The sequence below is a fragment of the Sagittula sp. genome, assembly GCF_052825245.1.
Map to the genome: position 1 here is coordinate 62701 of NZ_JBRBWD010000042.1, position 23405 is coordinate 86105.

The 23405-nt window shown below is 64.9% G+C and carries 20 protein-coding genes and 1 tRNA gene; 11 read left to right on the forward strand and 10 right to left on the reverse strand.

Going from position 1 to position 23405, the window contains the following annotated elements; genetic code table 11:
- Positions 1-240: 240 nt before the first annotated feature.
- Both ACU0DV_RS18645 and purB read right to left on the reverse strand, forming a co-directional pair.
- Entirely contained in the window at positions 241-756 is a 516-nt protein-coding gene (locus ACU0DV_RS18645) for a tetratricopeptide repeat protein (RefSeq protein ID WP_446241494.1), read from the reverse strand.
- Between the two features lie 156 nt (positions 757-912).
- On the reverse strand, positions 913-2220 hold the full coding sequence (gene purB / locus ACU0DV_RS18650) for an adenylosuccinate lyase (RefSeq protein WP_100930163.1): 1308 nt from the start codon (positions 2218-2220) through the stop codon (positions 913-915).
- 186 nt (positions 2221-2406) lie between these two features.
- On the opposite strand from purB, the gene ACU0DV_RS18655 reads away from it, so the two are divergent.
- Positions 2407-2808, forward strand: coding sequence for a DUF6314 family protein (locus ACU0DV_RS18655; protein WP_446241493.1), 402 nt, complete (start codon positions 2407-2409; stop codon positions 2806-2808).
- 152 nt (positions 2809-2960) lie between these two features.
- Complete coding sequence (locus tag ACU0DV_RS18660) at positions 2961-4259, forward strand: DUF3422 family protein (protein ID WP_446241492.1); 1299 nt, start codon at positions 2961-2963, stop codon at positions 4257-4259.
- Positions 4260-4398: 139 nt separating this feature from the next.
- On the opposite strand, the gene ACU0DV_RS18665 is transcribed toward ACU0DV_RS18660, so the two are convergent.
- Together ACU0DV_RS18665 and ACU0DV_RS18670 are read right to left on the reverse strand one after the other, a co-directional pair.
- Positions 4399-5454: a YeeE/YedE family protein gene (locus tag ACU0DV_RS18665; protein WP_446241491.1), complete on the reverse strand. Its 1056-nt coding sequence runs from the start codon at positions 5452-5454 to the stop codon at positions 4399-4401.
- A gap of 287 nt (positions 5455-5741) precedes the next feature.
- The gene (locus ACU0DV_RS18670) at positions 5742-7241 is read right to left on the reverse strand and encodes a CoA-acylating methylmalonate-semialdehyde dehydrogenase (protein WP_100930166.1); all 1500 of its coding nucleotides are present in this window, start codon (positions 7239-7241) and stop codon (positions 5742-5744) included.
- A gap of 96 nt (positions 7242-7337) precedes the next feature.
- Here ACU0DV_RS18670 and ACU0DV_RS18675 point away from each other — a divergent pair, with 96 nt between their 5' ends.
- The 5 genes from ACU0DV_RS18675 to ACU0DV_RS18695 all read left to right on the forward strand — a co-directional run bounded on the left by ACU0DV_RS18675 (position 7338) and on the right by ACU0DV_RS18695 (position 10727).
- The gene (locus tag ACU0DV_RS18675) at positions 7338-8234 is read left to right on the forward strand and encodes a LysR family transcriptional regulator (protein WP_446241490.1); all 897 of its coding nucleotides are present in this window, start codon (positions 7338-7340) and stop codon (positions 8232-8234) included.
- A gap of 111 nt (positions 8235-8345) precedes the next feature.
- Positions 8346-8780, forward strand: coding sequence for a CBS domain-containing protein (locus ACU0DV_RS18680; RefSeq protein ID WP_283980438.1), 435 nt, complete (start codon positions 8346-8348; stop codon positions 8778-8780).
- Between the two features lie 201 nt (positions 8781-8981).
- A complete protein-coding gene (coaD, locus tag ACU0DV_RS18685) occupies positions 8982-9473 on the forward strand; it encodes a pantetheine-phosphate adenylyltransferase (RefSeq protein WP_100930169.1) in 492 nt (163 codons plus the stop codon).
- Complete coding sequence (locus ACU0DV_RS18690) at positions 9470-10282, forward strand: alpha/beta hydrolase (protein ID WP_446241489.1); 813 nt, start codon at positions 9470-9472, stop codon at positions 10280-10282. The genes coaD and ACU0DV_RS18690 overlap by 4 nt, the downstream gene beginning before the upstream one ends.
- A gap of 283 nt (positions 10283-10565) precedes the next feature.
- Positions 10566-10727, forward strand: a complete 162-nt coding sequence (locus tag ACU0DV_RS18695; RefSeq protein ID WP_198521751.1) for a hypothetical protein — start codon at positions 10566-10568, stop codon at positions 10725-10727.
- A gap of 133 nt (positions 10728-10860) precedes the next feature.
- Here ACU0DV_RS18695 and gap read toward each other — a convergent pair whose 3' ends face one another.
- The 4 genes from gap to ACU0DV_RS18715 form a co-directional block, all read right to left on the reverse strand.
- Positions 10861-11862 carry a type I glyceraldehyde-3-phosphate dehydrogenase gene (gap, locus tag ACU0DV_RS18700; protein WP_100930171.1) on the reverse strand — a complete coding sequence of 334 codons (1002 nt, stop codon included), beginning with the start codon at positions 11860-11862 and terminating at the stop codon, positions 10861-10863.
- Between the two features lie 217 nt (positions 11863-12079).
- Positions 12080-12223: a hypothetical protein gene (locus ACU0DV_RS18705; RefSeq protein ID WP_198521752.1), complete on the reverse strand. Its 144-nt coding sequence runs from the start codon at positions 12221-12223 to the stop codon at positions 12080-12082.
- Between the two features lie 49 nt (positions 12224-12272).
- Entirely contained in the window at positions 12273-12734 is a 462-nt protein-coding gene (locus ACU0DV_RS18710; protein WP_446241488.1) for a disulfide bond formation protein B, read from the reverse strand.
- Entirely contained in the window at positions 12731-13306 is a 576-nt protein-coding gene (locus ACU0DV_RS18715) for a YqaA family protein (protein WP_446241487.1), read from the reverse strand. Before ACU0DV_RS18715 ends, ACU0DV_RS18710 begins: the two co-directional genes overlap by 4 nt.
- 111 nt (positions 13307-13417) lie before the next feature.
- Between ACU0DV_RS18715 and ACU0DV_RS18720 the strand changes: the two genes are divergently transcribed.
- The 3 genes from ACU0DV_RS18720 to ACU0DV_RS18730 all read left to right on the forward strand — a co-directional run bounded on the left by ACU0DV_RS18720 (position 13418) and on the right by ACU0DV_RS18730 (position 18251).
- A tRNA-Leu gene (locus tag ACU0DV_RS18720) sits at positions 13418-13503 on the forward strand.
- A 1280-nt stretch (positions 13504-14783) separates the two neighbouring features.
- The gene (locus ACU0DV_RS18725; protein WP_446241486.1) at positions 14784-17702 is read left to right on the forward strand and encodes a Hint domain-containing protein; all 2919 of its coding nucleotides are present in this window, start codon (positions 14784-14786) and stop codon (positions 17700-17702) included.
- Between the two features lie 147 nt (positions 17703-17849).
- Entirely contained in the window at positions 17850-18251 is a 402-nt protein-coding gene (locus ACU0DV_RS18730) for a response regulator (protein WP_254698209.1), read from the forward strand.
- Positions 18252-18278: 27 nt separating this feature from the next.
- Here ACU0DV_RS18730 and ACU0DV_RS18735 read toward each other — a convergent pair whose 3' ends face one another.
- Complete coding sequence (locus ACU0DV_RS18735; protein ID WP_446241522.1) at positions 18279-18902, reverse strand: nucleotidyltransferase family protein; 624 nt, start codon at positions 18900-18902, stop codon at positions 18279-18281.
- Between the two features lie 138 nt (positions 18903-19040).
- Positions 19041-21443, reverse strand: a complete 2403-nt coding sequence (locus tag ACU0DV_RS18740; RefSeq protein ID WP_446241485.1) for a GcvT family protein — start codon at positions 21441-21443, stop codon at positions 19041-19043.
- Between the two features lie 134 nt (positions 21444-21577).
- Here ACU0DV_RS18740 and ACU0DV_RS18745 point away from each other — a divergent pair, with 134 nt between their 5' ends.
- Complete coding sequence (locus ACU0DV_RS18745) at positions 21578-22855, forward strand: DUF2254 domain-containing protein (protein WP_254698210.1); 1278 nt, start codon at positions 21578-21580, stop codon at positions 22853-22855.
- Positions 22856-23405: the final 550 nt, after the last annotated feature.

Consider the following 23405-nt stretch of genomic DNA (forward strand, 5'->3'; position numbering starts at 1 on the left):
GAAAAGGTAGCACGCAAATGTAACTTCTCAAAACGCCGGTGCGGAGGAGGGCATCTCACCATTCCGTGATGGCGGGTCGGGGTGTTGAGATTGGGCAGTCCCAATGCGCGAGAAGTCCCAGAAACGACCAGAGGTCGGCCAACGGGCGGAACGACAAATTCTCGGTCGCGTCCGCCGGCACGTCGATGGGTCACAAACGCCCGCCCGTTGCCAGCAAACCGGTCAAGGGCGCATGGCACGTCAGTAGGTGTAGGTCGTGCCGGTGGTGATCGCGTCGCGGAGGGAGGCCTCGGCCCATGTGCCGCGCCCGCCGCGGGCGATGATCTCGTCGTACTGGCGCTTGGCACCGACCCAGTCACCTTCCAGCACGAGGCCTTGGCCCATGTAGCTGCGGGCGAGAAGGTTGTCGGGGTTCTGCGCCAGCGCGGCATCGTACCAGCGCTTCGCACCGTCCATGTCGCCCGACATCCGCGCGATGAAGCCGCGATAGGTCAGCACGCCGTCCGCCTTCTGGTCGTCCATGGCGTCCAGAACCATCAGCGCGTCGGCGAGCTTTCCCTCGTATGCATAGCCGCGCACCGCTTCCAGCCGCATCATGTCGTCGACGTGTCCGCTTTGGGGTTTGACGCACTTGTCCGACATCACGTCGTAGACGTAGCCGGCCTTGCAGGCGGATTTTGGCGGCGTGGAACTGTCGGTGCCTGCGGCGAAGGCGGCGACGGGCAGCAGGCTTGTCAGAAGGGCGAGGCAGCGCATGGCGTTTGTCCCTGTCGATTGCATCCTGCAACAGAGATTAGCATGCGCCTGCCGCTTTTCGAGTGGGGAATAGCCGGGAGTATGGAATACCCCCGGCTTTCAATGTCCGCGGCGTTTCGGTGAAACCGCGCGCCCGGTCAGGGCGTGAATGGCGCCTCAGTCCTCGTGGAAGACCCGGGCAAAGATCGTGTCGACGTGCTTCGTGTGGTAGCCGAGGTCGAACTTCTCGTTGATTTCGTCCTCGGACAGCGCGGCGCGCACCTCGGCGTCGCCCAGCAGTTCCTCGCGGAAGTCGGTGCGGTTGTCCCAGACCTTCATCGCGTTGCGCTGAACGAGGCGATAGGCGTCCTCACGGCTGACACCGGCCTGCGTCAGGGCCAGCAGCACACGCTGCGACATGACCAGCCCGGGGAACTTGTTCATGTTGTCGAGCATGTTCTGCGGGTAGACCAGCAGCTTGTCGATGACGCCGGTCAGACGGTGCAGGGCAAAGTCCAGTGTGATCGTAGTGTCGGGGCCGATATTGCGCTCCACCGAGGAGTGGGAGATGTCGCGCTCGTGCCAGAGGGCCACGTTCTCCATCGCCGGGATCACGGCCATGCGGACAAGCCGTGCGAGGCCGGTGAGGTTCTCGGTCAGGACCGGGTTCTTCTTGTGCGGCATCGCCGAAGAACCCTTTTGCCCCATCGAGAAGAACTCCGCGGCTTCCAGCACCTCGGTGCGCTGCATGTGGCGGATCTCGATGGCGATGTTCTCGATCGAGGAGGCGATGACGCCGAGCGTCGCGAAGAAGGCGGCGTGACGGTCGCGCGGGATCACCTGGGTCGAGATCGGCTCCGGCACGAGGCCCATCTTTTCGCAGACGTGTTCCTCGACCGCCGGATCGATGTTGGCGAAGGTACCGACCGCGCCGGAAATCGCGCCGGTGGCGATCTCGGCCCGCGCATCGCGCATCCGGCTGAGGTTGCGGTCCATCTCGGCATAGAAGCGGGCGAAGGTCAGGCCCATTGTGGTGGGCTCGGCGTGGATGCCGTGGCTGCGGCCGATGCGGACAGTGTCCTTGTGCTCGTAGGCGCGTTTCTTCAGCGCGGCGAGCAGCGCCTTGAGGTCGGCGATCAGGATGTCGGAGGCGCGGACGAGCTGCACGTTGAAGCAGGTGTCGAGCACGTCGGAAGAGGTCATCCCCTGGTGGACGAAGCGCGCCTCGTCAGACCCCACGTGTTCGGCCAGGTGGGTGAGGAAGGCGATGACGTCGTGCTTGGTCTCGCGCTCGATCTCGTCGATGCGGTCGATGTCGAACTCGACATCCTTGGCCTTCCAGACGGCCTCGGCGTTTTCGCGGGGGATGACGCCCAGATCGGCCATGGCGTCGCAGGCGTGGGCCTCGATCTCGTACCAGATGCGGAACTTGGTTTCGGGCGACCAGATGGCGACCATGTCGGGGCGGGAATAACGGGGAATCATCTGGGCCTCCTGCGGATGTCGGACGCAGGCGGTTTAGGGGCGGCGGGCGCAGGTCTCAAGAGGGTGTGGGGACTTGCGACGAATGGCGGCGGGGCGGGGCCGTGCATGCGCGGGGGCGGCGTGCGAAACGGCGACAGGTCTGGCGGACCGTGCTAGACAGGAAGACCAAGGCGGATGGAGGCGTCCATGGCAGTGAATTTGGCGGATTTCATCGGGTGCTGGCGGGTGGAACGCGAGATCGCCCACGGCGACGGGTCGCGCGGGCGGTTCACCGGGACGGCGGAATGGGTGCCGGGAGATGAGGGTGCGGATTACGTGGAGCGCGGCGTGCTGGAAGTCGGCGGAGGTGCCTTCCAGGCGGAGCGAAGCTACCGCTGGGGGCCGGGGCTGGACGTCTATTTCGAGGACGGTCGGTTCTTTCACGCGGTGCCGCCGGAGGGCGGAGAGGCCGCGCATTGGTGCGATCCCGACCAGTATGATGTCACCTACGATTTCACCCGGTGGCCGGAGTGGACGGCGCGCTGGCAGGTCCGGGGGCCGCGGAAGGACTACGTGATGACAAGCCGCTATGCCCCGTTGGTCGGGTAAGGGCATGTTTTGCCGGGGTTTTCCCGCTATGCCGTCCGAGACCTTTGGCGGTATACCGTCGTATCCATGTAACGTGTTGAAATGCTTGCGGAAATGGCTTTACATTGATGCTGCGGCGCGGCATCAACGTGACCGACCCTTGGAGACCTGACATGCCGCCGATCACCGATCACCCGCTGCGGTACAAGCTTGCCAACGAGCTTCACGCGCGGCCGTTTCCGTCGCTGACGACGCCGTGCCGGGCGGTCTACCTCGCGGTGAAACAACCCAAGGACGCGGCGTCCCGGGACCGCGACGAGGACTTTGCCCACCTGATCGACCTGCTGGACCGTCACGGCACCGCGCACCCGTCGCCGGGGGCCACGCATTTCAGCGCGCGGATAGGTCAGAACACGGTGAAGTGGGAGCAACATACGGAGTTCGTGACTTATACGGTTTTCCTGCCGGGGCTGGGGGAACGGCCCTTCGACCCGGCGGATTTCGCGGTTTTCCCGCAGGACTGGCTGGACAAGGCGCCGGGCGTCCGCGTCACTTCCGCCATGATCCGGGTGGAGCGGCGGATGGACGACGAGGAAATCCGTGCCCGGCTTGAAGACTGGCTGGTGCCTGAGAGCATTGCCGTCAGCGAGGTCATCGACCGGGAGGCGGTGATCGCCGGGGATTTCCGCATCGACTCCGCCGGCCACCAGAGGTTTGCCGTCTTCACCAAGCCGTCGGTCGGCCAGCGGCGCGCCGGGCGCATCGTGCAGCGGCTGTGCGAGATCGAGACCTACAAGAGCATGTCCATGCTGGGGTTCACCCGGATGAAGGAGGTCTCGCCGCGCATGGGCGAGATCGACCGCGAGCTGACGCGCCTGATGCAGGTGATGACGGAAAGCGAGGGGCACGAGGAGGCCACGTTGAAGACCCTGCTGGCGTCCTCCGCGGAGCTCGAGAAGATCTCGGCACAGGTGTCCTTCCGGTTGGGTGCGACGGAGGCCTACGAGGCCATCGTCGGCCAGCGGATCGCGGTCCTGCGGGAAGAGCGGTTCCAGGGGCGGCAGACCTTCTCGGAGTTCATGATGCGCCGGTACGATCCTGCCATGCGCACGGTGAAATCCTCGGCCCGTCGGCTGGAGAGCATGACGGCCCGGGCCACCCGCGCGGCGGACCTGCTGCGCACGCGGGTCGAGGTTGGCCGCTCGGCGCAGAACCAGCGGCTCCTGGAGAGCATGGACCGGCGGGCGGAGCTGCAATTGCGACTGCAGCACACGGTCGAAGGGTTGTCGGTGGTGGCGATCAGCTACTACGCGGTGTCGCTGGTGTCCTATCTGTTGTACCCGGTGGCCGAGGCTTTGGGTCTCTCAAAGGGCACGATGACGGCGGCAGCGGTGGTGCCGGTGGTGCTGGTGGTCTGGCTGATGATCCGGCGCATCCGTCATCACGTTGAACGGGCGGGCCCGGACCTCTGATTTGGCTGCCCTGCGGCGGTGATCATGCGGCCTGCGCCTGCGCGCAGACAGGAAAAGCCTGGGCTGTGCCCGGGCCGCAGGAGGCGCTGCCCCCGCCTTCGGCTCCCCCGAGGTAATTATGCCAAGATGAAGGCCAGGGTCACTCTGCCGGTGCCATGGCGTGGGCGCCGCGGGGGGCGGTCTTGAGAACCGCGTTGGTGAGAAGCCCGCCCGCGGCGATGCTGCCAATGGCGAGCAGTGCGGCGAAGGAGAGAGTAGGGACGCCTGAGAGGCCCGCGCCCACCGTGCAGCCGCCCGCGAGAACCCCGCCGAAACCCATCAGCATGGCGCCGGTCAGGTAGCGGCCGGTTTCGCGGGGCGTGGAGAAGCTTTGCCACTGCAGGCGCCCTGCGGCCGCGGCGGAGAGGAAGCTGCCACCGAGCACGCCGAGGACGAGGCCCACGCCGAACCCTGCCGGGACCGCCGTGGAAGCGATGACCCAGAAGAGCGTCTCGGACCAGGTGGAGGTGAAGGCGAGGCTCTGCATTACCACCGGGTCGAAATCGTCGTAAAGGATGAAGCCGGTGCCCGCCCAGGCGGCGGGGACGAGGAGGCCCAGCAGGGCCGCACCGATGAGCGACAGCGGGCTCGCCTTGGAGCGGGCCACGATCAGCAGGGCCAGGATGGCGAGGACGGCGGTCCAGAGCCATGCGCCGCCGGGCAGGCTGGCGAGGCCGGTCGTGGCGCCGAGGTCGACGGTCACGCTGCCGAGCGTGGTGCGGATCGGGGAAGCGATGCCCTTCAGCAGGGAATGGGCGGTGATCGCGAAGATCGCCAGAACGGTCAGCGCGCGCAGGTTGCCGGTGGCGCTGAGCACCGTCAGGCGGGAGACGCAGCCCCGGGTCAGGACCATGCCAGCGCCGAAGGCCAGACCGCCCACGAGCACGGCCAGCCACGGCAGATCGGAGGCCATGAAGCGATGATCGTCGAAACCGATCAGGCCTGCCGCCACGGCGGCCTGCGTGCCGATCAGCGCGGTGGCCAGCGCCATGAACCAGACGCCGGACGCGGCGCGGCGGTCTTCACCGACTAGCGCGCGGCGGAAACAGAACTTCGTACGTTCGGCGAGCACGCCGAAGAGGAGCCCGAGGCCCACGGCCAAGTAGACCGCGGCCTGCGGCGCGGTGAGATTTTCGAAGCCGAGAGATTCGTACATGGGGGCCTCCATCAGGAACAGCGTTCCATCTGGGGCAAAAGGACCGGGCAATCAACACTTCATACTATGTAGCGCGGTCGGAAAGCGGGGATGGCTTCCCGATTCCGTCCGGATTGATGAAATCGTGGTCTCTTGTGGACCGGCAGGGCCGGAGCGGCTTTTCCCAGGGACGGGATGGCGCCGCCGGGCGTTCTTATTTTTCAAGGGAGGCCGGAAACGCAAAAGGAGCGCCCCGCAGGGCACTCCTTCACCTTGTGTGCGCAGCGCATGGAGACCGCCGGTCAGGGTCAGTCCATGGCTTTGAAGTTGAACTCGCCACCTTCCTTGATGCCGGAGAACCAGCGCGCGGTGACGGTCTTGGTCTTCGTGTAGAAGCGGAAGGCGTCGGGGCCGTACTGGTTCAGGTCGCCGAAGGCCGATTTCTTCCAGCCGCCGAAGGTGTGGTAGGAGAGCGGCACCGGGATCGGGAAGTTGATGCCGACCATGCCCACGTTCACCCGGTGCGCGAAGTCACGTGCGGTGTCGCCGTCGGCGGTGTAGATCGCCGTACCGTTGCCGTAGGGGTTGTCGATCACGAGGTTCAGCGCGTCCTCATAGCTCTCGGCGCGGACGGTCGACAGGACGGGGCCGAAGATCTCTTCCTTGTAGATGTCCATGTCCGGGGTGACGTTGTCGAACAGCGACGGGCCACAGAAGAAGCCGTTCTCGTAGCCCTGCAGCTCGAAGCCGCGGCCGTCGATCACCAGCTTGGCGCCCTGGTCCACGCCGGAGGAGATGAGCCCCTCGATGCGGGTCTTGGCCTGCGCGGTGATGACCGGGCCATAGTCCACGTCGGCGTCGGAGGTGTAGGGGCCGACCTTCAGTTTCTCGACGCGGGGGACGAGGGCGTCGATCAGCTTGTCGGCGGTTTCCTGACCCACCGGAACGGCGACGGAGATCGCCATGCAGCGTTCGCCCGCGGCACCGTAGCCCGCGCCCACCAGGGCGTCCGCCGCCTTGTCGATGTCGGCGTCGGGCATGATGATCATGTGGTTCTTGGCGCCGCCGAAGCACTGGGCGCGCTTGCCGTTGGAGGCGGCGCGACCATAGATGTACTGCGCGATGGGCGTGGAGCCGACGAAGCCCACGGCGGCGATGTCCTCGTTGTCGAGGATCGCGTCGACCACCTGCTTGTCGCCGTTCACCACCTGCAGGACACCGTCGGGCAGGCCCGCTTCCTTGATCAGTTCGGCAAGCCGCAGGGCGGTGGAGGGCACACGCTCGGACGGCTTGAGGATCATCGCGTTGCCGCAAGCCAGGGCCGGGGCCATCTTCCACAGCGGGATCATGGCGGGGAAGTTGAACGGCGTGATGCCGGCCACGACACCCAGCGGCTGGCGCATGGAGTAGAGGTCGATGCCCGGGCCGCCGTCATCGGTGAATTCGCCCTTCAGCATGTTGGGCGCGCCCATGCAGACCTCGACCACCTCGAGACCGCGCTGCACGTCGCCACGGGCGTCGGGCAGGGTCTTGCCGTGTTCCTTCGAGACCAGTTCGGCCAGTTCGTCCATGTGCTCGTTGATGAGTTGGCCGAACTTCATCATCACGCGGGCGCGGCGCTGCGGGTTGGTGGCCCCCCAGGCTTTCTGCGCTTCCACGGCCTTGGCCACGGCATCGTTCAGCTCTTCCACGGTGGACAGCGGCGTCTTCGCCTGCACTTCGCCGGTGGCGGGGTTGTAGACGTCCGAGGTGCGGCCCGACGTCGATTTGACGTGCTGGCCGTTGATCCAGTTGGTGAGTTCGGTCATGGCAGTCCTCCAGAGTTCGTTCTTGCGCGGACCCTACTCTTGCAATTTTGCGCAAGGAAGGGGCAGTTTGACAAATAGGTCTTGCAGGAGTGCAAAATGGACTGGGACGATCTGCGCGTTTTCCTTGCCGTGGCCCGGGGGGAAAGCCTGTCGGCGGCGGGGCGGGTGCTGCGAATGGACCCCGCGACGGTTGGGCGCCGGGTGGCGCGGCTCGAACAGGGACTGGGCGCGCCACTCTTCGCGAAATCGCCGCAGGGCTACGCGCTGACGGAGGCCGGGGCGCGGCTGGTCGACCATGCGGAATCGGCGGAACAGGCGGCGCTGCTGGCGGCGGAGGCGGTCAAGGGCCGGTCGGAGGGGCTGTCGGGGCAGGTGCGGATCGGGGCGCCGGATGGCTGCGCCAATTACCTCCTGCCGCAGGTCTGCGCGGCGATTGCCGATCAGAACCCGGAGCTGGAGGTGCAGATCGTCGCCCTGCCGCGCGTGGTCAACCTGTCCCGCCGCGAGGCCGACATGGCCATTGCCGTCTCTCCGCCGACGGCGGGGCGCCTCGTCGTGCAGAAGATTGCCGATTATCGTCTGCATCTTGCGGCAAGCGACGCCTACCTTGCGGCAAACGCCCCCATAGGGACGCTTGACGATCTGCGCGGCCACCGGATCGTCGGCTATATCCCGGACATGATCTTCGACAAGGAACTGGACTACCTCGCCGACCTGGGCATGAACCGGGTGGAGCTGGCGTCGAACTCCGTTGCCGTGCAGTTCCAGTGGATCAAGGGGGGCGCCGGGCTGGGCATCGTGCACGACTTTGCCCTGCCGCAGGCCGAAGGTGTCAAACGCCTGCTGACGGACGAGATGGAGCTGATACGGTCTTTCTACCTTGTTCGGCACGCCGACGACCGGCGGCTCGAGCGGATGAACCGGTTTGCCGAGGCGCTGGTTGCCGGGTTGCGTGCCGAACTGGCCCGGCTGGAGGTGCAGGCCGGTCTGTAAATACGCCTTATGTCGGTGCCCGGGCCGGGGTTTCCGCCAAATGGCTGACTTGACAGGTTGTCGCACCTCGGTGACGCTGGGTGAAAGTCATCGCAGACGAGGAGCATCGCCATGCAGGTCCAGCAGATTCTGAAGAGCAAGGGCATCGACAGCGTGTATACGGTCAAACCGGGCACGAAGGTCGCCGATGCAGCCAAGATCCTTGCGGAAAAACGGATCGGGACGGTGGTGATTTCTTCGGATGGCGTGGTGGCAGAGGGCATCCTGTCCGAACGCGACATCGTGCGGGTGCTGGCCTCGAACGGGGCGGGCTGCCTGTCGGACGCGGTCGACGACTACATGACGAAGAAACTGGTGACCTGCGCACGTGGTGACAACGCCGACGCGATCCTTTCCAAGATGACAGAGGGCCGGTTCCGCCACATGCCCGTGGTGGAGGACGGCAAGATGGTCGGGCTCATCACGCTGGGCGACGTGGTCAAGGCGAAGCTGAGCGAACTGGCGATGGAGAAGACGGCCCTCGAAGGCATGATCATGGGGCACTGACCCCGCGGCGCGGCCCTCCGCACGCCTGTTCCATCCCCGGCCGCAGAGGCGTACGCCTGAGCTTGCCGCTGACAGCCGAAAATCCCGTGCCGTCATCTTCGATCCCGAGGCGCGGACCGGGGTTCTCGGGTTTCCCCCTTGCATTCACTGGCGCAATATTGTTGCGTTTGCGCGCGGCGAGCAATACGGGGGAGCCTCAAAATGCGCATCGGCCTCTATCCAGGCACCTTCGATCCCATAACTCTGGGCCATATCGACATCATCCGCCGCGGGGCCACTCTGGTCGACCGGCTGGTGATCGGTGTCGCGATCAACCGGGACAAGGGGCCGCTGTTCACGCTGGAAGAGCGCGTGGCCATGGTCGAGGCAGAGTGCGTCGGCATCGCCGAAGAGACCGGCTGCGAGATCATCGCTCATCCGTTCGAGAACCTTCTGATCGATTGCGCCCGCGATGTGGGCGCCTCGGTCATCGTGCGCGGCCTGCGTGCCGTGGCCGATTTCGAATACGAGTACCAGATGGTCGGCATGAACCGCTCGCTGGACGATTCGGTTGAGACGGTGTTCCTGATGGCGGAGGCGCGGCATCAGGCGATTGCCTCGAAGCTGGTGAAGGAGATCGCCCGGCTGGGCGGGGACGTGTCGAAGTTCGTGACGCCGCCGGTGCGCGACGCGCTCGAGGCGCGCCTGGGGTGAGAGCGCGCCGCGCAGTCCTCTTGGCCGTGGTCGTGGGTGTCCTGCTGTACGCGGCTTACGCCGTGGCGGCGGTGTCGGTGCATACCCGTCTGGTCTATCCGTTTCACAACCAGACCGAACTGATGGAGCCGGGCTTCGACGCGCAGGACGTGCCGACCGACGCGGGCCCATTGCGGGTCTACAAGCACGTGGGTGAGGCGGGCGCGCCGGTTGTCATCTACTTCATGGGCAACGTGGGGGCGTTGACCGCCTTCGCCCCCATGCTGCGGCATCATGCGGATGCCGGGCGCAGCGTCGTGGCCATGGGCTATCGCGGCGGCGGGGGCGTGCCCGGAACACCGTCCGAAGACCGCCTGAAGGGCGACGCACTGGCAGTATATGACGCCCTGCCGCAACTGGTGGGCAAGGACGGCCCGGTCATCGTGCACGGCTATTCTTTGGGCACGGGCCTTGCGCTGCATGTCGCGGCGGAGCGGCCGGTGGACGGGCTGATCCTCGCGGCGCCCTACGCGCGGCTGTGCGAGCTGATGGCTGTGCGCTCCTTCCTGCCCGCCTGCCTGATCCCCGGCGTCCAGAAGTGGCAAAGCCTGAAAGACGCGCGCCGGGTGACGGCCCCTTCTCTGGTGTTGCACGGCACGGTGGACGGTCTGATCCCCTTCGGCCATGGTGAACGCGTCGTCGCTGCACTGGAAGCGGCCGGAAGCGACACGTCGCTGGTCCCGATCGAGCTGGGCGGTCATGACGGCCTGTTCGGCAAGCCTGGTTACCTGACGGGCATCGACGCGTTCATCGACGGCATCGCCCGCTGAGTTTCCATCCACTTCCACTCTCTTCAGGCGCGCCGGTTTGGTCCATGCCGGGGTGGTTCTCTGTCGTGCGGCGCTGACGGATGTGCAGACACACTGTTCGCGGCTCTCCCTGACATCGGAGTGATCGGCTCCGACCCGCGCAGCCGATGCTGCATGGCAGCGTTAAGATTGCCCTTAGGTTGCTTTGCATTTCATGCATGGCGACCCGGCCCATACGACAATTGTGCTGCGCCGCAGCGTGACTATGTTGGCGGTAACGAAACGCAGACTGAAAGGAAACGACATGAGCTTCGTTAGCAACTTCCGCGGCCGGATGGCCAAACGCGCCGAGTACAAGCGCACCCTGTTCGAACTGACTTCCATGCCGGAAGACACCGCCCGCGACCTGAACATCGCACGCGCCGACATGCCGCGCATCGCCTACCAGGCGGTCTATGGTGGCTGAACCAGACGCGACCCGCGGACAGGACACCGCAGAATTCGAAAGGCGCCGCCCCTTGTGAGGACGGCGCCTTTTTCTTTGTGCCGGCATCAAGCTGCCCGGCAGGGGCGGACGGGCCGCCCCGGGGCCAAATGGCTCAGATCAGCTTGCCCATCGCGACGGCAGTGTCCGACATGCGGTTGGAGAAGCCCCACTCGTTGTCATACCATGTCAGGATGCGGCACATCGTGCCGTCCATGACCTTGGTCTGGTCGGTGTGGAAGATCGACGAATGCGGGTCGTGGTTGAAGTCCGACGACACCAGCTTCTTGTCCGTGTAGCCGAGGATGCCCTTCAGCGGGCCGTTGGCTGCGGCGCGGATCGCGTCGTTGATCTCCTCGACCGTGGTCGGGCGCGCGGCCTCGAACGTCAGGTCGACGACAGAGACGTTGGGCGTGGGCACCCGGATCGCCACACCGTCCAGCTTGCCGTTCAGTTCCGGCAGAACGAGACCCACGGCCTTGGCCGCGCCGGTGGACGTCGGGATCATCGACAGCGCCGCGGCGCGGGCGCGGTAGAGGTCCTTGTGCATCGTGTCCAGCGTCGGCTGGTCGCCGGTGTAGGAGTGAATCGTGGTCATGAAGCCCTTCACGATGCCGATCTCGTCGTTCAGCACCTTGGCGACCGGCGAGAGGCAGTTCGTGGTGCAGGACGCGTTCGAGACGATCAGGTCGTCCTTGGTCAGTTCGCCGTCGTTCACCCCGAAGACGATGGTCTTGTCGGCATCGGTGCCCGGGGCGGAGATCAGCACGCGCTTCGCACCGGTCGACAGGTGCGCCTGGCATTTCTCTTTCGAGGTGAAGATGCCGGTGCATTCCATGATGACGTCGACATCGCCCCAGGGCAGCTCGGCCGGGTTGCGGATGGCTGTGACCTTGATCGGCCCGCGGCCCACGTCGATGCTGTCGTCGGTGTGCGTCACCTCGACCGGGAAACGGCCGTGCACGCTGTCGTACTGCAGCAGGTGGGCATTGGTCTCGACCGGGCCGAGGTCGTTGATCGCGACCACTTCGATGTCGGTGCGGCCGGACTCGATGATGGCACGCAGCACGTTGCGGCCGATGCGGCCGAAACCGTTGATGGCGACTGTGACGGTCATGGGAGTGTCCTCTCTGTAGCAGTCTTCTGCAGCGAGCGTCCGCGGCGTGGCGCGCCCGGTCAAGTGATGTTAACGCTACCAAGCATCCGGCACCCCCGAAGTCAAGGGCGGGGCGGGTGCTGCGACGGCTCAGGCGGCAGTCGAATGGTGCGCGCCGAGGGGCACGCCTTGGTGCCGCCGGGATGGGCAGGGTCGACCGTTGGCGCAGCCCGGGCGTTCAGCGCCAGAAGGCAACGTAGTCGATCAGCCAGTAGAGCTTTTTGCCGAGGAACAGCAGGTTGGCCCCGTCGTACAGCGTCAGGTCCGCGGCGATCAGGACCGCGATGATCCCGCCGAGGATAAGGGCCAGTTTGTTGGTCATGCTGCGCTCCGCTTGCCTCTGCCGGTCATGCCAGAGCGCGGGGACGCTGTCACGCCTTTGCGCGGGCCGCGAGGATGAAGAGCACGGCGATGACTGCAGAGGCCACGATGTTCAGGTTCGCCATCGACAGGCCGAACATCTCCCACGGGATCTCGTCGCAGCGGATGACAGGCGCGTTCATGATCTGGTCGAAGAGCTCGTCCGTGCTCAGGTTGCCGACCTGGCCGCCGGAACAGGTTGTCGGACCTTCCCACCAGCCACGCTCCACCCCGGTGTGATAGACCGCGATGCCGGAGGATGACCCCGCACCGGCGGCGCCGATCCACAGAAGCACCCGGGCCGGGACGAACAGCGCGACGATCCCGGCGGCGATCGCGGCAAAATGGCCGTAACGCTGCCAGTAGCAAAGTTTGCAGGGATAAAGCCCGCCGATGTACTGGAAGCCGAGCGCCCCTAAGATCAGCGCGGCGGAACCGAGGGTGGCGAGCAGGGTCAGAGTCTTGCGGGTCATATGTATCTCAGCAACAGGAAGCCACCCACAAGAAGCGCGACGAACGCCGTGAACACAAGCCCCAGATACCTCTCGATGAAGTCACGAATGGGTGCGCCGAAGGCATAAAGCAGCCCGGCCACCACGAAGAAGCGGATCGCGCGGGCGATGAGGGCGGTGGTGAGGAAGATGGCCAGCGGCATCGCGGTCCAGCCGGACATGATCGTGATGACCTTGAACGGGAAAGGCGTGACGCCCGCGATCAGCACGGCCCAGAACCCGGCGCCGTTGAAGGTGGCGTTGAACTCCACCATCTTGTCGGCCTTGCCGAAGAACTCGAGGATCGGCTGGCCCAGCGTTTCGAAGAAGAAAAAGCCGATGCCGTAGCCCAGGAGGCCGCCCAGCACCGAGGACAAGGTGGCCACGAGGGCGATCAGCCAGGCGCGGGAAGGTGCCGCGAGGATCATCGGGATCATCAGCACGTCCGGCGGGATCGGAAAGATCGAGGCCTCGATGAAGGAGACAAGGGCAAGGACAAGCAACGCGTGCTGCCCACCTGCCTGCGCCATGGTCCAGTCGTAGATGCGGCGCATCGCGCACTCCTTTTCGCTGTCGCAGCGATTGAACATGGCGGGCCGGGGTCGTCAAGCTGTGCGGTTTGACACTTTACGACGCGGATCGGGGCCGCTAAATGTCGGGCCCGGGCCCAAGTGGCGGAATGGTAGACGCAGGGGATTCAAAATCCCCCGGCCGAAAGGTCATGTCGGTTCGAGTCCGACCTTGGGTACCAGCCTGAAAATCCTCAGACATTCCTGGATGACGTGACGCGGAACAGGGCCTGGTCCTGACGGACGAGGTGCGGGCATAGTGGTGGTCGCATCGGTCGACGATTGCCGTTCGGCGGCCAGCCGGCGCCACAGGTGCGCGGCCCAAAGGAGACACAACTGGGGCGTCCCGTGCGCACTTCGTAGGCGGAGGACGATGATGCCTTGCGGTCGGCGCCGGCCGAGCGTGGTGGCCGTGTCCCGGTTCCCGGCCGCTTTGAGGCGGGGCGGCGGTGTTTGGATCGTCCGCCAGGTGAAGCGGCCGGTTCGTACCTGGCAAGTCCGCCAAGACGACACAATTCAACCTAAGCGCAAGCTGAAACAAACAGAACGCACTTGCCACAATTGCGGTCAGTCAAGCGCAGAAGTCGCACGTATGTTGGCCGACATGATGGTTTCACACCTCGGCGGGCGTTGTTTCAGGCGAAATCTGGCCGAAAAGTGACCCCTTTACTTGCAGGCAAAGGTCTACTTAGGGTTGAATTGGGCGGAAGTGCCCAATTTGCCTCGAATGATTCGGGTGATTTACGCCTTCCTCGGCACGATCTGGTGACCAATTTGGCCCAGTCTGAGGAATTGGTTCGTCTGAAAGGACAAAACGACAAGACTTGTGGCAACCTCACGCTCACGACGCAGCCTAATTTGGGCCTCAATTCACTGTTTCCGTTTTGAGACATAATGTGGGGTCTGAACCTCGCGTGTGCACAATATATGGTGCTTTTTCTTGCCGATGCGTCAACATCTGGCTTCACCTGTTGCGCCCTTAGATACAATTTTCAGCCACACGCCCGCGATACTTGCCTTTTTTCGCCCGATTTGCGGCGCGGATGCGGCGAAGGCTGCCCGGATTGCGCCATTTTTCCTTTCCGACTGGGGCAGCTTCGCCGTATTAACGTTTCAAGCCCAACTGGGGGGTGAAGACATTGGCCACGGGGGCGGCCGCTGAACGGCTCGGGTTTCGATGACCCGGCGTGACGCGAGGGGGGAGAATCCTCCCGTGCCGCTAAGGTGTTCTTCGTCCACGAAAAAACGTGGGTAGAGGCAACACCCGACACGTCGGGATATCCAGAGCAGTGCAGATGAGGAAACGGGCAGTGCCGTGGGCATTGTCATGGCGCGCATACGCCAGGGGCATGCCCCCACGACGATATAGAGGGTCTATAGTATGGCTGACTTGGTTCTGGATTGGGGTCTTATCGGGGCCTTCGGCACAACACTGACTGACACCGACGTGTTGGGAGGCGGCGTGTCCGCAACGGTGGACACCGGCGGCGTGGCCGTCGACGTCACGTACGACGGTATATCGTCGGGCGCACAGGCGATCACGTTCAACGCTCCGGCCTACGTGGCAGATGGCGAAACGTTCGATCCGCAGTCGCACCTGAAGCTCGTGGGCGAGGTCGAGGGGTTTGCCCAGGCGACGTCCACCACAACCCTGGATTTCCGGTCGACCGACTCCGCGCTCTATACCAACAGCGTGCAGAACGTGTCCTTCCGACTGAACGACATCGACACCGGCACAACCGGTGACAAGACGGGCGTCGCGGGGTCCTTCGAGGACATCGTGACGATCACCGCATACGACGCTGCGGGCAACCCGGTCCCGGTGACCATCACGCCGTCCGGCACGGCAGCGGTGAACGGCTCCACCATCGACGGCGAGACCCGCACCGACGATTTCGAGACGCCGGAAGGCTCCGCGCTGGTGGAAATCGAAGGTCCGATCAGCCAGATCGTCATCGAATACGCGAACGGCGGCGAGTCCGACCAGCGCATTCTGATCTCCGACGTCGAGTTCTCCACCGTTGACGTGGCAGACAACCTGCCGCCGAGCGCCGTTGACGACAGCGCCAGCACCGACGACGATACGCCGGTCGTGGTGGATGTCACCGCGAACGACACCGATCCGGAAGGCGACACGCTGACCGTGACCTCCGTCGGAACCCCGGCCAACGGCACCGCCGAGATCGATCCGACCACGGGCGAGGTGATCTACACCCCGAACACCGGTTTCGTGGGCACCGACACCTTCACCTACACGGTGAACGACGGCACGCCGGGCAACGACGCCACCGCGACTGTGACCATCACCGTGACCGACGGCGGCACGACAACCAACATCCCGCCGGTGGCAATGGACGATATCGTTTCCACCGACCCGGCGACCCCGGTGGTGATCGAGCCGCTGACCAACGACACCGACGCTGATCCCGCCGACGTGCTGACCGTGACCTCCATCGGGACGCCTGCCAACGGCACCGCGACGCTGGACCCGACCACGGGCGAAGTGACCTACACGCCCAATGCCGGCTTCGTCGGCGTGGACCGCATCTCCTACACCATTTCCGACGGCAACGGCGGCACCGACTCGGCCGAGATGATCGTGGGCGTGGGCGTAGAGATATCCGAAGGCCGCATCGACACCGATGTGTTCCCGGTTGCACCCGGCCTGCAGCCGTTCGACCCGCTCGACGGTTTCGACGAAGATCCGGACCCGTCCGACGACCTCGACTCCGAAACCGGCACCTCCGGCGCGGACCTGATCTCTACCGGTGACGACGACGACACCATCGTCGCGGGCGGCGGTGCGGACACCGTCCTTCCGGGTATCGACGACGACCTCGTCGACCTCGGCGGCGGCGACGACTACCTGTACGACGTGCAGGGCTCCGACACCATTTACGGCGGCCAGGGCCATGACACGATCATCGCGGGCACCGACACTTTCTCCGACTACGAGAACGACGATCCGGCCTTTGCGCCGGGTAGCCCGCTGCGCGATGTCTTTGGCTTCACCAGCGACCCGAACCAGGAAGACGGCCGTGACTCCATCGACGGCGAAGGCGGCGACGACTACATCGAGACCGGCGACGACCGCGACACCATCACCGGCGGTGGCGGCAACGACACCATCGACGGCGGCATCGACGACGACCTGATCCGTGGCAACCAGGGCGACGACTCGCTGATCGGCGGCCATGGCTCCGACACCATCGACGGTGGCCAGGGCCATGACTACATCGACGGCTCCAACATCGCGACGCTGGAACTGACTGACGACGTCGACGTCAACACCGAGAACGACCGTGACCTGCTGCAGGGTTTCCTCGGCAACGACACGATCTTTGGCGGCGATGACGACGACACGCTGCAGGGCGGTTCCGGCGACGACTATCTCGATGGTGGCATCGACGACGACGAGATCTCTGGCGGCGACGACAATGACACTCTGATCGGCGGACAAGGCAACGACACGCTGAACGGCGGTGCCGGGATCGACGACATCCAGGGCGGGTCCGACCGCGACGTGATCTTCGTGGACAGCGCGGCGCATGGCAGCGGCGACGTCGTGGACGGTGGCTCCGGCGGATTTGTCGATGTGGCCGACCCGGCGGATGCGCCGAACCAGGACTACGACATCCTGAACCTGTCCGGCGTGGGCCAGCGCGACGTCGACTGGCGCCTGACCAACGTGACCACCGACTCCAACGGCAACGGCATCGACGGCACCGTCGAGTTCCTTGACGGCTCGGGCGCAGTGACCGGCACGATGGACTTCTTCGAGATCGAGGAAGTGGTGCCCTGCTTCACCCCCGGCACGCTGATCGCCACCCCGCGCGGCGAGCGTCTGGTCGAGGACCTGAAGGTCGGCGACCGGGTCATCACCCGCGACAACGGGATCCAGGAGATCAAGTGGGTCGGCCGCAAGGACCTGACCGGGCATGAGCTGGCGCGCAAGCCGCACCTGAGCCCGGTGCTGATCAAGCAGGGCTCGCTGGGCAACAACCTGCCGGAGCATGACACGCTGGTGTCTCCGAACCACCGCGTGCTGGTGGCGAACGACAAGACCGCCCTTTACTTCGAAGAGCGCGAAGTCCTTGTTGCCGCCAAGCACCTGCTGGGTCTGGAGGGTGTCGAAGAAGTGGAAGTGGGTTCTGTCTCCTACATCCACATCATGTTCGACCAGCACGAAGTGGTGCTGTCGAACGGCGCATGGACCGAGAGCTTCCAGCCCGGCGACTACAGCCTTGCCGGTATCGGCAACGCCCAGCGTCAGGAAATCCTGGAACTGTTCCCGGAGCTGGCCGAAGCGGAAGGCATCAAGGGTTATGCCTCTGCCCGCCGCTCGCTGAAGAAGCACGAGGCCGCCCTGCTGACGCGCTGAACGGAATATGCAGCCATCGCCGCTTGATGCGGCGATGGGAAAAGGGCGGCCCAAGGGGTCGCCCTTTTTCTTTCCAAGAGTTTTAAGGGAAATCAATAGATTAACAGGATCGCAATCCTTGTGAGGCAGGATCGGGAAGGGCTGGAGATGGCTGGACCGATGGCGAAGACGGACAAACACTGCCTTATCGTTGACGATCAGGAATTCGACAGGCGCATGATGCGCCGTGTCTTTGCCAAGCAGTGCCCGAACGTACCGATGATCGTCGCCCGCGATCTGAAAGAAGCCCGCCAACGGCTGAAGGACGGACAGATCTCCATCGTCTTTCTGGACAACGCCCTGCCGGACGGCATGGGCGTAGACCTCGTTCAGGAAATGGCGAACGACAAGGCGTTGAAGGGGGTTCCGGTGGTCATCGTCAGCGACTTCCCGTCACCCTTCATGTACGCGAAGGCGAAGGCCGCCAATGTCTGCGAGGTTTGGGCAAAGCGGGATTTCGTCGGGCCGTCCGTTCAACGGGTCATGACCCGCCATGCGCGGCTGAACTGATCCAAAGGAATTGGCAGTTGTCCCGACTTACTCAGCCGGGACACTCAGCTTTTCCGGCGGACGACCGCGCCATGCGTCCCATGCCTCGGGCGTGTCGAGGTCGACAAGCGCACGTTCGTCGGCCAGCGCGATCCGGCGCAGCCGGTGCGCGTTCGCCTTCAGGATATCCCGTGCCCCTTGATCGCCCGTAAGCTGCAGGATGGCGGAGAAGCAATCTGCCGGGAACAGCACAGGATGACCCGGCGTGCCGTCAGCCGCGGTTGCCTGCTGAAGCATGGGGTAGGGCGTCGCGCGGAAGCCCTCGATCAGGCGAGAGATATCGTCCGTCTCGATCTCCGGCATGTCCGCGGGCAGCACGACGACCGCCTTCATGCCGCGCGGCAACATCGCGACGCCACGGCGGAGCGATGCCGACATGCCGAGATCCGCGTCGGGAACGCCCACAAGCTGCACAGGCAAACCGGCCAGCGCCCCCGCCCGAGGGTGCTCGTAATCCGGCAACGTCACGCAGACGTGCGCGCCGGTGGCCATGGCTGTCTGCGCCTGGCGGCGCAGCAAGGGCTCACCCGAAACGATCTCGGTGAGCTTGTCTCTGCCGCGCATTCGGGAACTTGTACCGGCGGCGGGAATCAGGATGGCGATGTCTTGCATGATGATGGATATAACGGCGAGCCATTTGAAAAGACAGAAAAATCGTCGCTGCACACGCACTGGTTGTGTGCTGCGGCGCAGAAATCAATGGCGTTTACTGATCGACTGTGCGCCCATGCAGCGCCCTAAAGCCTTGATTTACCCACGCAGTCGGGTGCCCTCGACGTCGAACAGTGGCGCGGATTGCAACCTTGCCGTGCATCTTCGCCCGAGGATCTCGATCTCTGCCACAAGGTCGTCGCGCAGGTCGCTGCGCGGGATCAGGGCGTAGGCGATCGACTTTTCCAGCCAGTGCGAGTAGCCGCCCGACGTGCAGAAGCCGCGCACCGCGCCGTCGATCCAGACCGGCTCATAGGCGGTGACGTCGGCATCGGCGGCGTCAACCTCGAAGACCACAAGCTGCCGGTCCGGGGGAGAGGCGCGCTCTGCCTCCGCGGCGGCCTTGCCGATGAAGTCCTTGTCCCACCGGATGAACCGGTCCAGCCCCGTCTCGGCGGCGGTATAGTCCGGCCCGTATTCGCGCCCCCAGGAACCGAAGAAGCGATCCAGCCGCAGGCTCATCATGGCGCGCATCCCGAACGGTTTCAGCCCGTGCGGCTGGCCCGCGGTCCAGAGCGTCTGCCACAACTGCCGCTGGTTCATAGGATCGCAATATATCTCGAACCCCAGATCGCCGGTGTAGGAGACCCGCTGCACGAGGCAGTCGGTCATGCCCACCGTCATCCGCCGCACGTCGAGGAACCGCATGTCCGACAGGTCGGTGCGGGTGCAGGCCTGCAGGATGTCCCGCGCCTTGGGTCCGGCAAGCTGAAAGCCGGTGGAGGAATCGCTGATATTCTCGATGGTTGCGCCGTCCTGTTGATGCTGCAGGAACCAGCGCATGTGATAGGCCTGCGCGCCGTAGGATGCGGTCAGGCGGAATTCCGTTTCCGAAAGGCAGGCCACGGTGAAGTCGCCGATGATCCGCCCGGCATGCGACAGCATCGGCGTCAGCGACAGGCGGCCCGGTTTCGGAATGCGGCCCGCCATGACATGATCCAGCCATGCGCGCGCGTTCGGGCCGGTCACCCGGTACTTGCCGAAGTTGTGCACCTCGTTGATGCCGCAGGCTTGACGCACGGCACGGACCTCGCGCGCCGTGGCTTCCCATGCGTTGGAGCGGCGGAACGACGGTGTCTCGTACCGCGGCTCGTCCCCTTCGGCAAAGTAGTTCGCCACCTCCAGCCCGTATTGCGCGCCCCAGACCGCGCCCATGCCGTCGAAGATGTCGTACATCGGCGAGGTGCGCAGCGGGCGCGCGGCGGGCAGTTCTTCGTTCGGGTAGCTGACTGAGAAGCGTTTCTGATAATTTTCAATGACTTTCGGCAGGGTGTACCCGGGTGAAATCCACTCTCCGAACCGCGCCACGTCGAGGGCCGACACGTCGCGTTCGCATTCTCCGTGGGTCATCCATTGCGCCAGCATCAGGCCGACGCCGCCGCCCTGGCTGAAGCCCGCCATGACGCCGCAGGCCGACCAGTAGCCGCGCATCCCCGGGATCGGGCCGACCAGAGGGTTGCCGTCGGGGGCGAAGGTGAAGGGGCCGTGGATCACCGACTTGATCCCGGCGCGCTCCAGCACCGGGAACCGGCGGAAGGCGAAGCTGATCGAATCCTCGATCTTGTCGAAATCGTCGGGCAGCAGTTCGTGGCCGAAGTCCCAGGGCGTGCCGTCGACGGCCCAAGGGCGGCAGGGCTGCTCGTAGAAACCAATGCACAGGCCGCGCCCTTCCTGCCGCAGGTAGCTTTCCCCGGCGGGGTCCATGACGTGCGGGTGTTCGCTGTCGCGTTGGTAGATCTCGGGGGTTTCCTCGGTCACGAGGTACTGGTGTTCCATCGGGTGCAGCGGCAGGTAGACGCCCGCCATCGCCCCGACCTCACGTGCCCATAGGCCGCCGGCGTTGACCACATGCTCGGTGTGGATCGTGCCCTTGTCGGTGACCACGTCCCATGTGCCATCCGGTCGAGCATTGGTCTCCAACACCTTGGTATGCAGGTGAATTTCGGCGCCGCCCATGCGCGCGGCCCTGGCATAGGCATGGGTCGTGCCGGAGGGATCGAGGTGCCCGTCGAGCGGGTCGTAGAGCGCGCCGATTATCCCGTCGAGGTTCACGATAGGGGCGAGCTTTGCGATCTCCTCGGGGCCGACGATCTCCGTCTCGAGCCCCATGTAGCGGTGTTTGGCCCGTTCGGCGACCAGCATGTCGAAGCGGTCGCGGTTGTCGGCAAGGGTGATGCCGCCCACGTGGTGCAGCCCGCAGGACATGCCGGTCAGCTCTTCCAGTTCGCGATAAAGCCGGATCGTATAACCCTGCAGCGCCGCCATGTTGGTGTCGCCGTTCAGCGTGTGGAAGCCGCCCGCCGCGTGCCAGGTGGAGCCCGAGGTGAGCTCCGACCGCTCCAGCAGCATGACGTCCGACCAGCCCAGCTTTGTCAGGTGGTAGAGGACGGAGCAGCCGACGACGCCGCCTCCGATCACGACGACGCGGGTGGTGGATTTCATGGCGGACTCCCTGTTCGTTGCACCCGAGCTTAAACGCGGCAGAAGCGGTGCCTAGCACGAATGCGACGCATGATGTCGCGACTACGGGGCTGGGCAACGCCGGTGGACGTGTTACGTCTGCGGGGATGAAATCCTTGTTCTCTCTTCCGAAAAAGGCGGTGCGCGTGCTGCGTGGCCACCTTCGGCGCCTCTGGGTGCGCGTCACCGCCTTCGGCCTCTTGGCGGTGGCGGTGATCCCGCTGTCGCAACTCGTGGAACGGGTCCTGCCGGAAGAGTGGCAAAGCCTGATCGCGGGGTCGTCCGTCGACCGGCTGCTGGACATCATCGCCGCGGCCATGCTGACGGTCACCACGTTCTCGCTGACGGTCATGGTGTCGACGAACCACGCCACCGCCTCGCAGTTCACGCCGCGGCTGCAGCAACTGATCCGGCAGGACACGGTCACGCAGAATACGCTGGCCACCTTTATCAGCAGTTACGTCTACGCACTGACCGCCATCGTGCTGCGCGAGGTCAGCTATATCGGCGACGAGAAGGCGCTGGTGATGTTTGTCGTCACGGTTTTCATGCTGGCGCTGATCGTCTGGTCTCTGATCCGCTGGATGCAGCACCTGCAGTCGCTGGGCAGTCTGATCAGTTCCGCCCGCCAGGTGGAGGACAAGACGGCGCTGCAGTTCCGCCAGCGGCTGGACACGCCGTGCCTGGGCGCCGTGCCGCTGACCGGAGACGTGCCGGAGGACGGGTTCGTCGTCGCCACGCCCGAGACCGGCTATATCCAGATGATCCATCCGGAGCCGCTGCAGAAACTGGCAGAAGAGTTGAAGTGCGACATCTATCTCCTTGCCGAGATTGGGGATTTCGCCTTCCTGCGGTCGCCGCTGGCGAAGGTCTGCGGGCTGGGCGATGCGGATGAGGAGACGCGCGAACGGCTGTCCGAGGCGCTGCACCTGAACATCATCATCGGAGACGAACGCACCTACGATCAGGACCCGCGATTCGGGCTGATGACCATGGCGCAGATCGGGTCGAAGGCGCTGTCGCCGGGGATCAACGATCCGGGGACGGCGATCGATGTGATCAACCGGTGTGGGCGGATCCTGTCGGCGTATCGGGATGAGACGGAGGGGGACGGCGAGGCGCTGCATCCCCGGCTGCATGCAAGGCCGCTGGATGCGGAGGTTCTGATCGGCGACGCCTTCGATTCGGTGGCGCGCGACGGGGCCGCGGTGCGGGAGGTGCAGGAGCGCCTGCAGAAGGTGCTGGGCGGTCTGATGCGCCATCCCGATCCGGAGCTTTGCGCGGCGGCGAAAGCGCGGGCGGACGAGTATCTGGAGCGGGCGAAACAGGCGCTGGACTGGGAGCAGGACCGCGTCCGGCTGGAGCGTGCGGCAGAGCGGCGAGAAGGGGGCTGAGGCATTATTCACGCGGAATAAACGCTAGCGCAGAAGACCTTACGTCAGGCGGGTGGTAATCTGTACAGGTCGCGGGGGACTGTTCCCGATGTGCATATTTCGTACTGATGTTACCACTTTCTTTCCCGTTTACCTCCCCCGCGACAAACCCTCAGGACGTACCCGAAAAAAGCCCGTCCGGCCGGATACCAGAGCCCGGTCGGACGGCACCCTGACGGTCGGGTGCCACCGCCGTCAGGGTGCATTTTGCGCGCCGAAATCCCGACAAAAACAGGCCCTGCGCACACCCCATGGGAAGGCCCGGTTAACCGGGCGCGCGGCAGGGCCAGGACAGATTGAAATCCGGTGAAGACCCGCCCCCCGGCAACCGTTCGTTCACCGAGGTTGACGCGCTGTAAGGGGTGAACCGGCCGTTTCGACCACCTGAACCGGCCGGTTGTTAACCCTTTACGCCGCAGCGCAGCGGGAAACCCTTGCCAGCCGGTAAACGGCGCTTTTGCCGCATCCGGACGGCGCGCCGGAGTGAAACTCCGGCCTACGGACCGTCGCG

Excerpts from the sequence above, each read along its gene's own strand:
- ACU0DV_RS18655 (WP_446241493.1), top strand. The coding sequence starts at position 2,407 with ATGGCAGTGAATTTGGCGGATTTCATCGGGTGCTGGCGGGTGGAACGC.
- ACU0DV_RS18665 (WP_446241491.1), bottom strand. The coding sequence starts at position 5,454 with ATGTACGAATCTCTCGGCTTCGAAAATCTCACCGCGCCGCAGGCCGCG.
- ACU0DV_RS18710 (WP_446241488.1), bottom strand. The coding sequence starts at position 12,734 with ATGACCCGCAAGACTCTGACCCTGCTCGCCACCCTCGGTTCCGCCGCG.
- ACU0DV_RS18735 (WP_446241522.1), bottom strand. The coding sequence starts at position 18,902 with ATGCAAGACATCGCCATCCTGATTCCCGCCGCCGGTACAAGTTCCCGA.
- ACU0DV_RS18715 (WP_446241487.1), bottom strand. The coding sequence starts at position 13,306 with ATGCGCCGCATCTACGACTGGACCATGGCGCAGGCAGGTGGGCAGCAC.
- purB (WP_100930163.1), bottom strand. The coding sequence starts at position 2,220 with ATGATTCCCCGTTATTCCCGCCCCGACATGGTCGCCATCTGGTCGCCC.
- coaD (WP_100930169.1), top strand. The coding sequence starts at position 8,982 with ATGCGCATCGGCCTCTATCCAGGCACCTTCGATCCCATAACTCTGGGC.
- ACU0DV_RS18740 (WP_446241485.1), bottom strand. The coding sequence starts at position 21,443 with ATGAAATCCACCACCCGCGTCGTCGTGATCGGAGGCGGCGTCGTCGGC.
- ACU0DV_RS18695 (WP_198521751.1), top strand. The coding sequence starts at position 10,566 with ATGAGCTTCGTTAGCAACTTCCGCGGCCGGATGGCCAAACGCGCCGAG.
- ACU0DV_RS18660 (WP_446241492.1), top strand. The coding sequence starts at position 2,961 with ATGCCGCCGATCACCGATCACCCGCTGCGGTACAAGCTTGCCAACGAG.
- ACU0DV_RS18645 (WP_446241494.1), bottom strand. The coding sequence starts at position 756 with ATGCGCTGCCTCGCCCTTCTGACAAGCCTGCTGCCCGTCGCCGCCTTC.
- ACU0DV_RS18730 (WP_254698209.1), top strand. The coding sequence starts at position 17,850 with ATGGCTGGACCGATGGCGAAGACGGACAAACACTGCCTTATCGTTGAC.
- ACU0DV_RS18670 (WP_100930166.1), bottom strand. The coding sequence starts at position 7,241 with ATGACCGAACTCACCAACTGGATCAACGGCCAGCACGTCAAATCGACG.
- ACU0DV_RS18680 (WP_283980438.1), top strand. The coding sequence starts at position 8,346 with ATGCAGGTCCAGCAGATTCTGAAGAGCAAGGGCATCGACAGCGTGTAT.
- gap (WP_100930171.1), bottom strand. The coding sequence starts at position 11,862 with ATGACCGTCACAGTCGCCATCAACGGTTTCGGCCGCATCGGCCGCAAC.
- ACU0DV_RS18705 (WP_198521752.1), bottom strand. The coding sequence starts at position 12,223 with ATGACCAACAAACTGGCCCTTATCCTCGGCGGGATCATCGCGGTCCTG.
- ACU0DV_RS18675 (WP_446241490.1), top strand. The coding sequence starts at position 7,338 with ATGGACTGGGACGATCTGCGCGTTTTCCTTGCCGTGGCCCGGGGGGAA.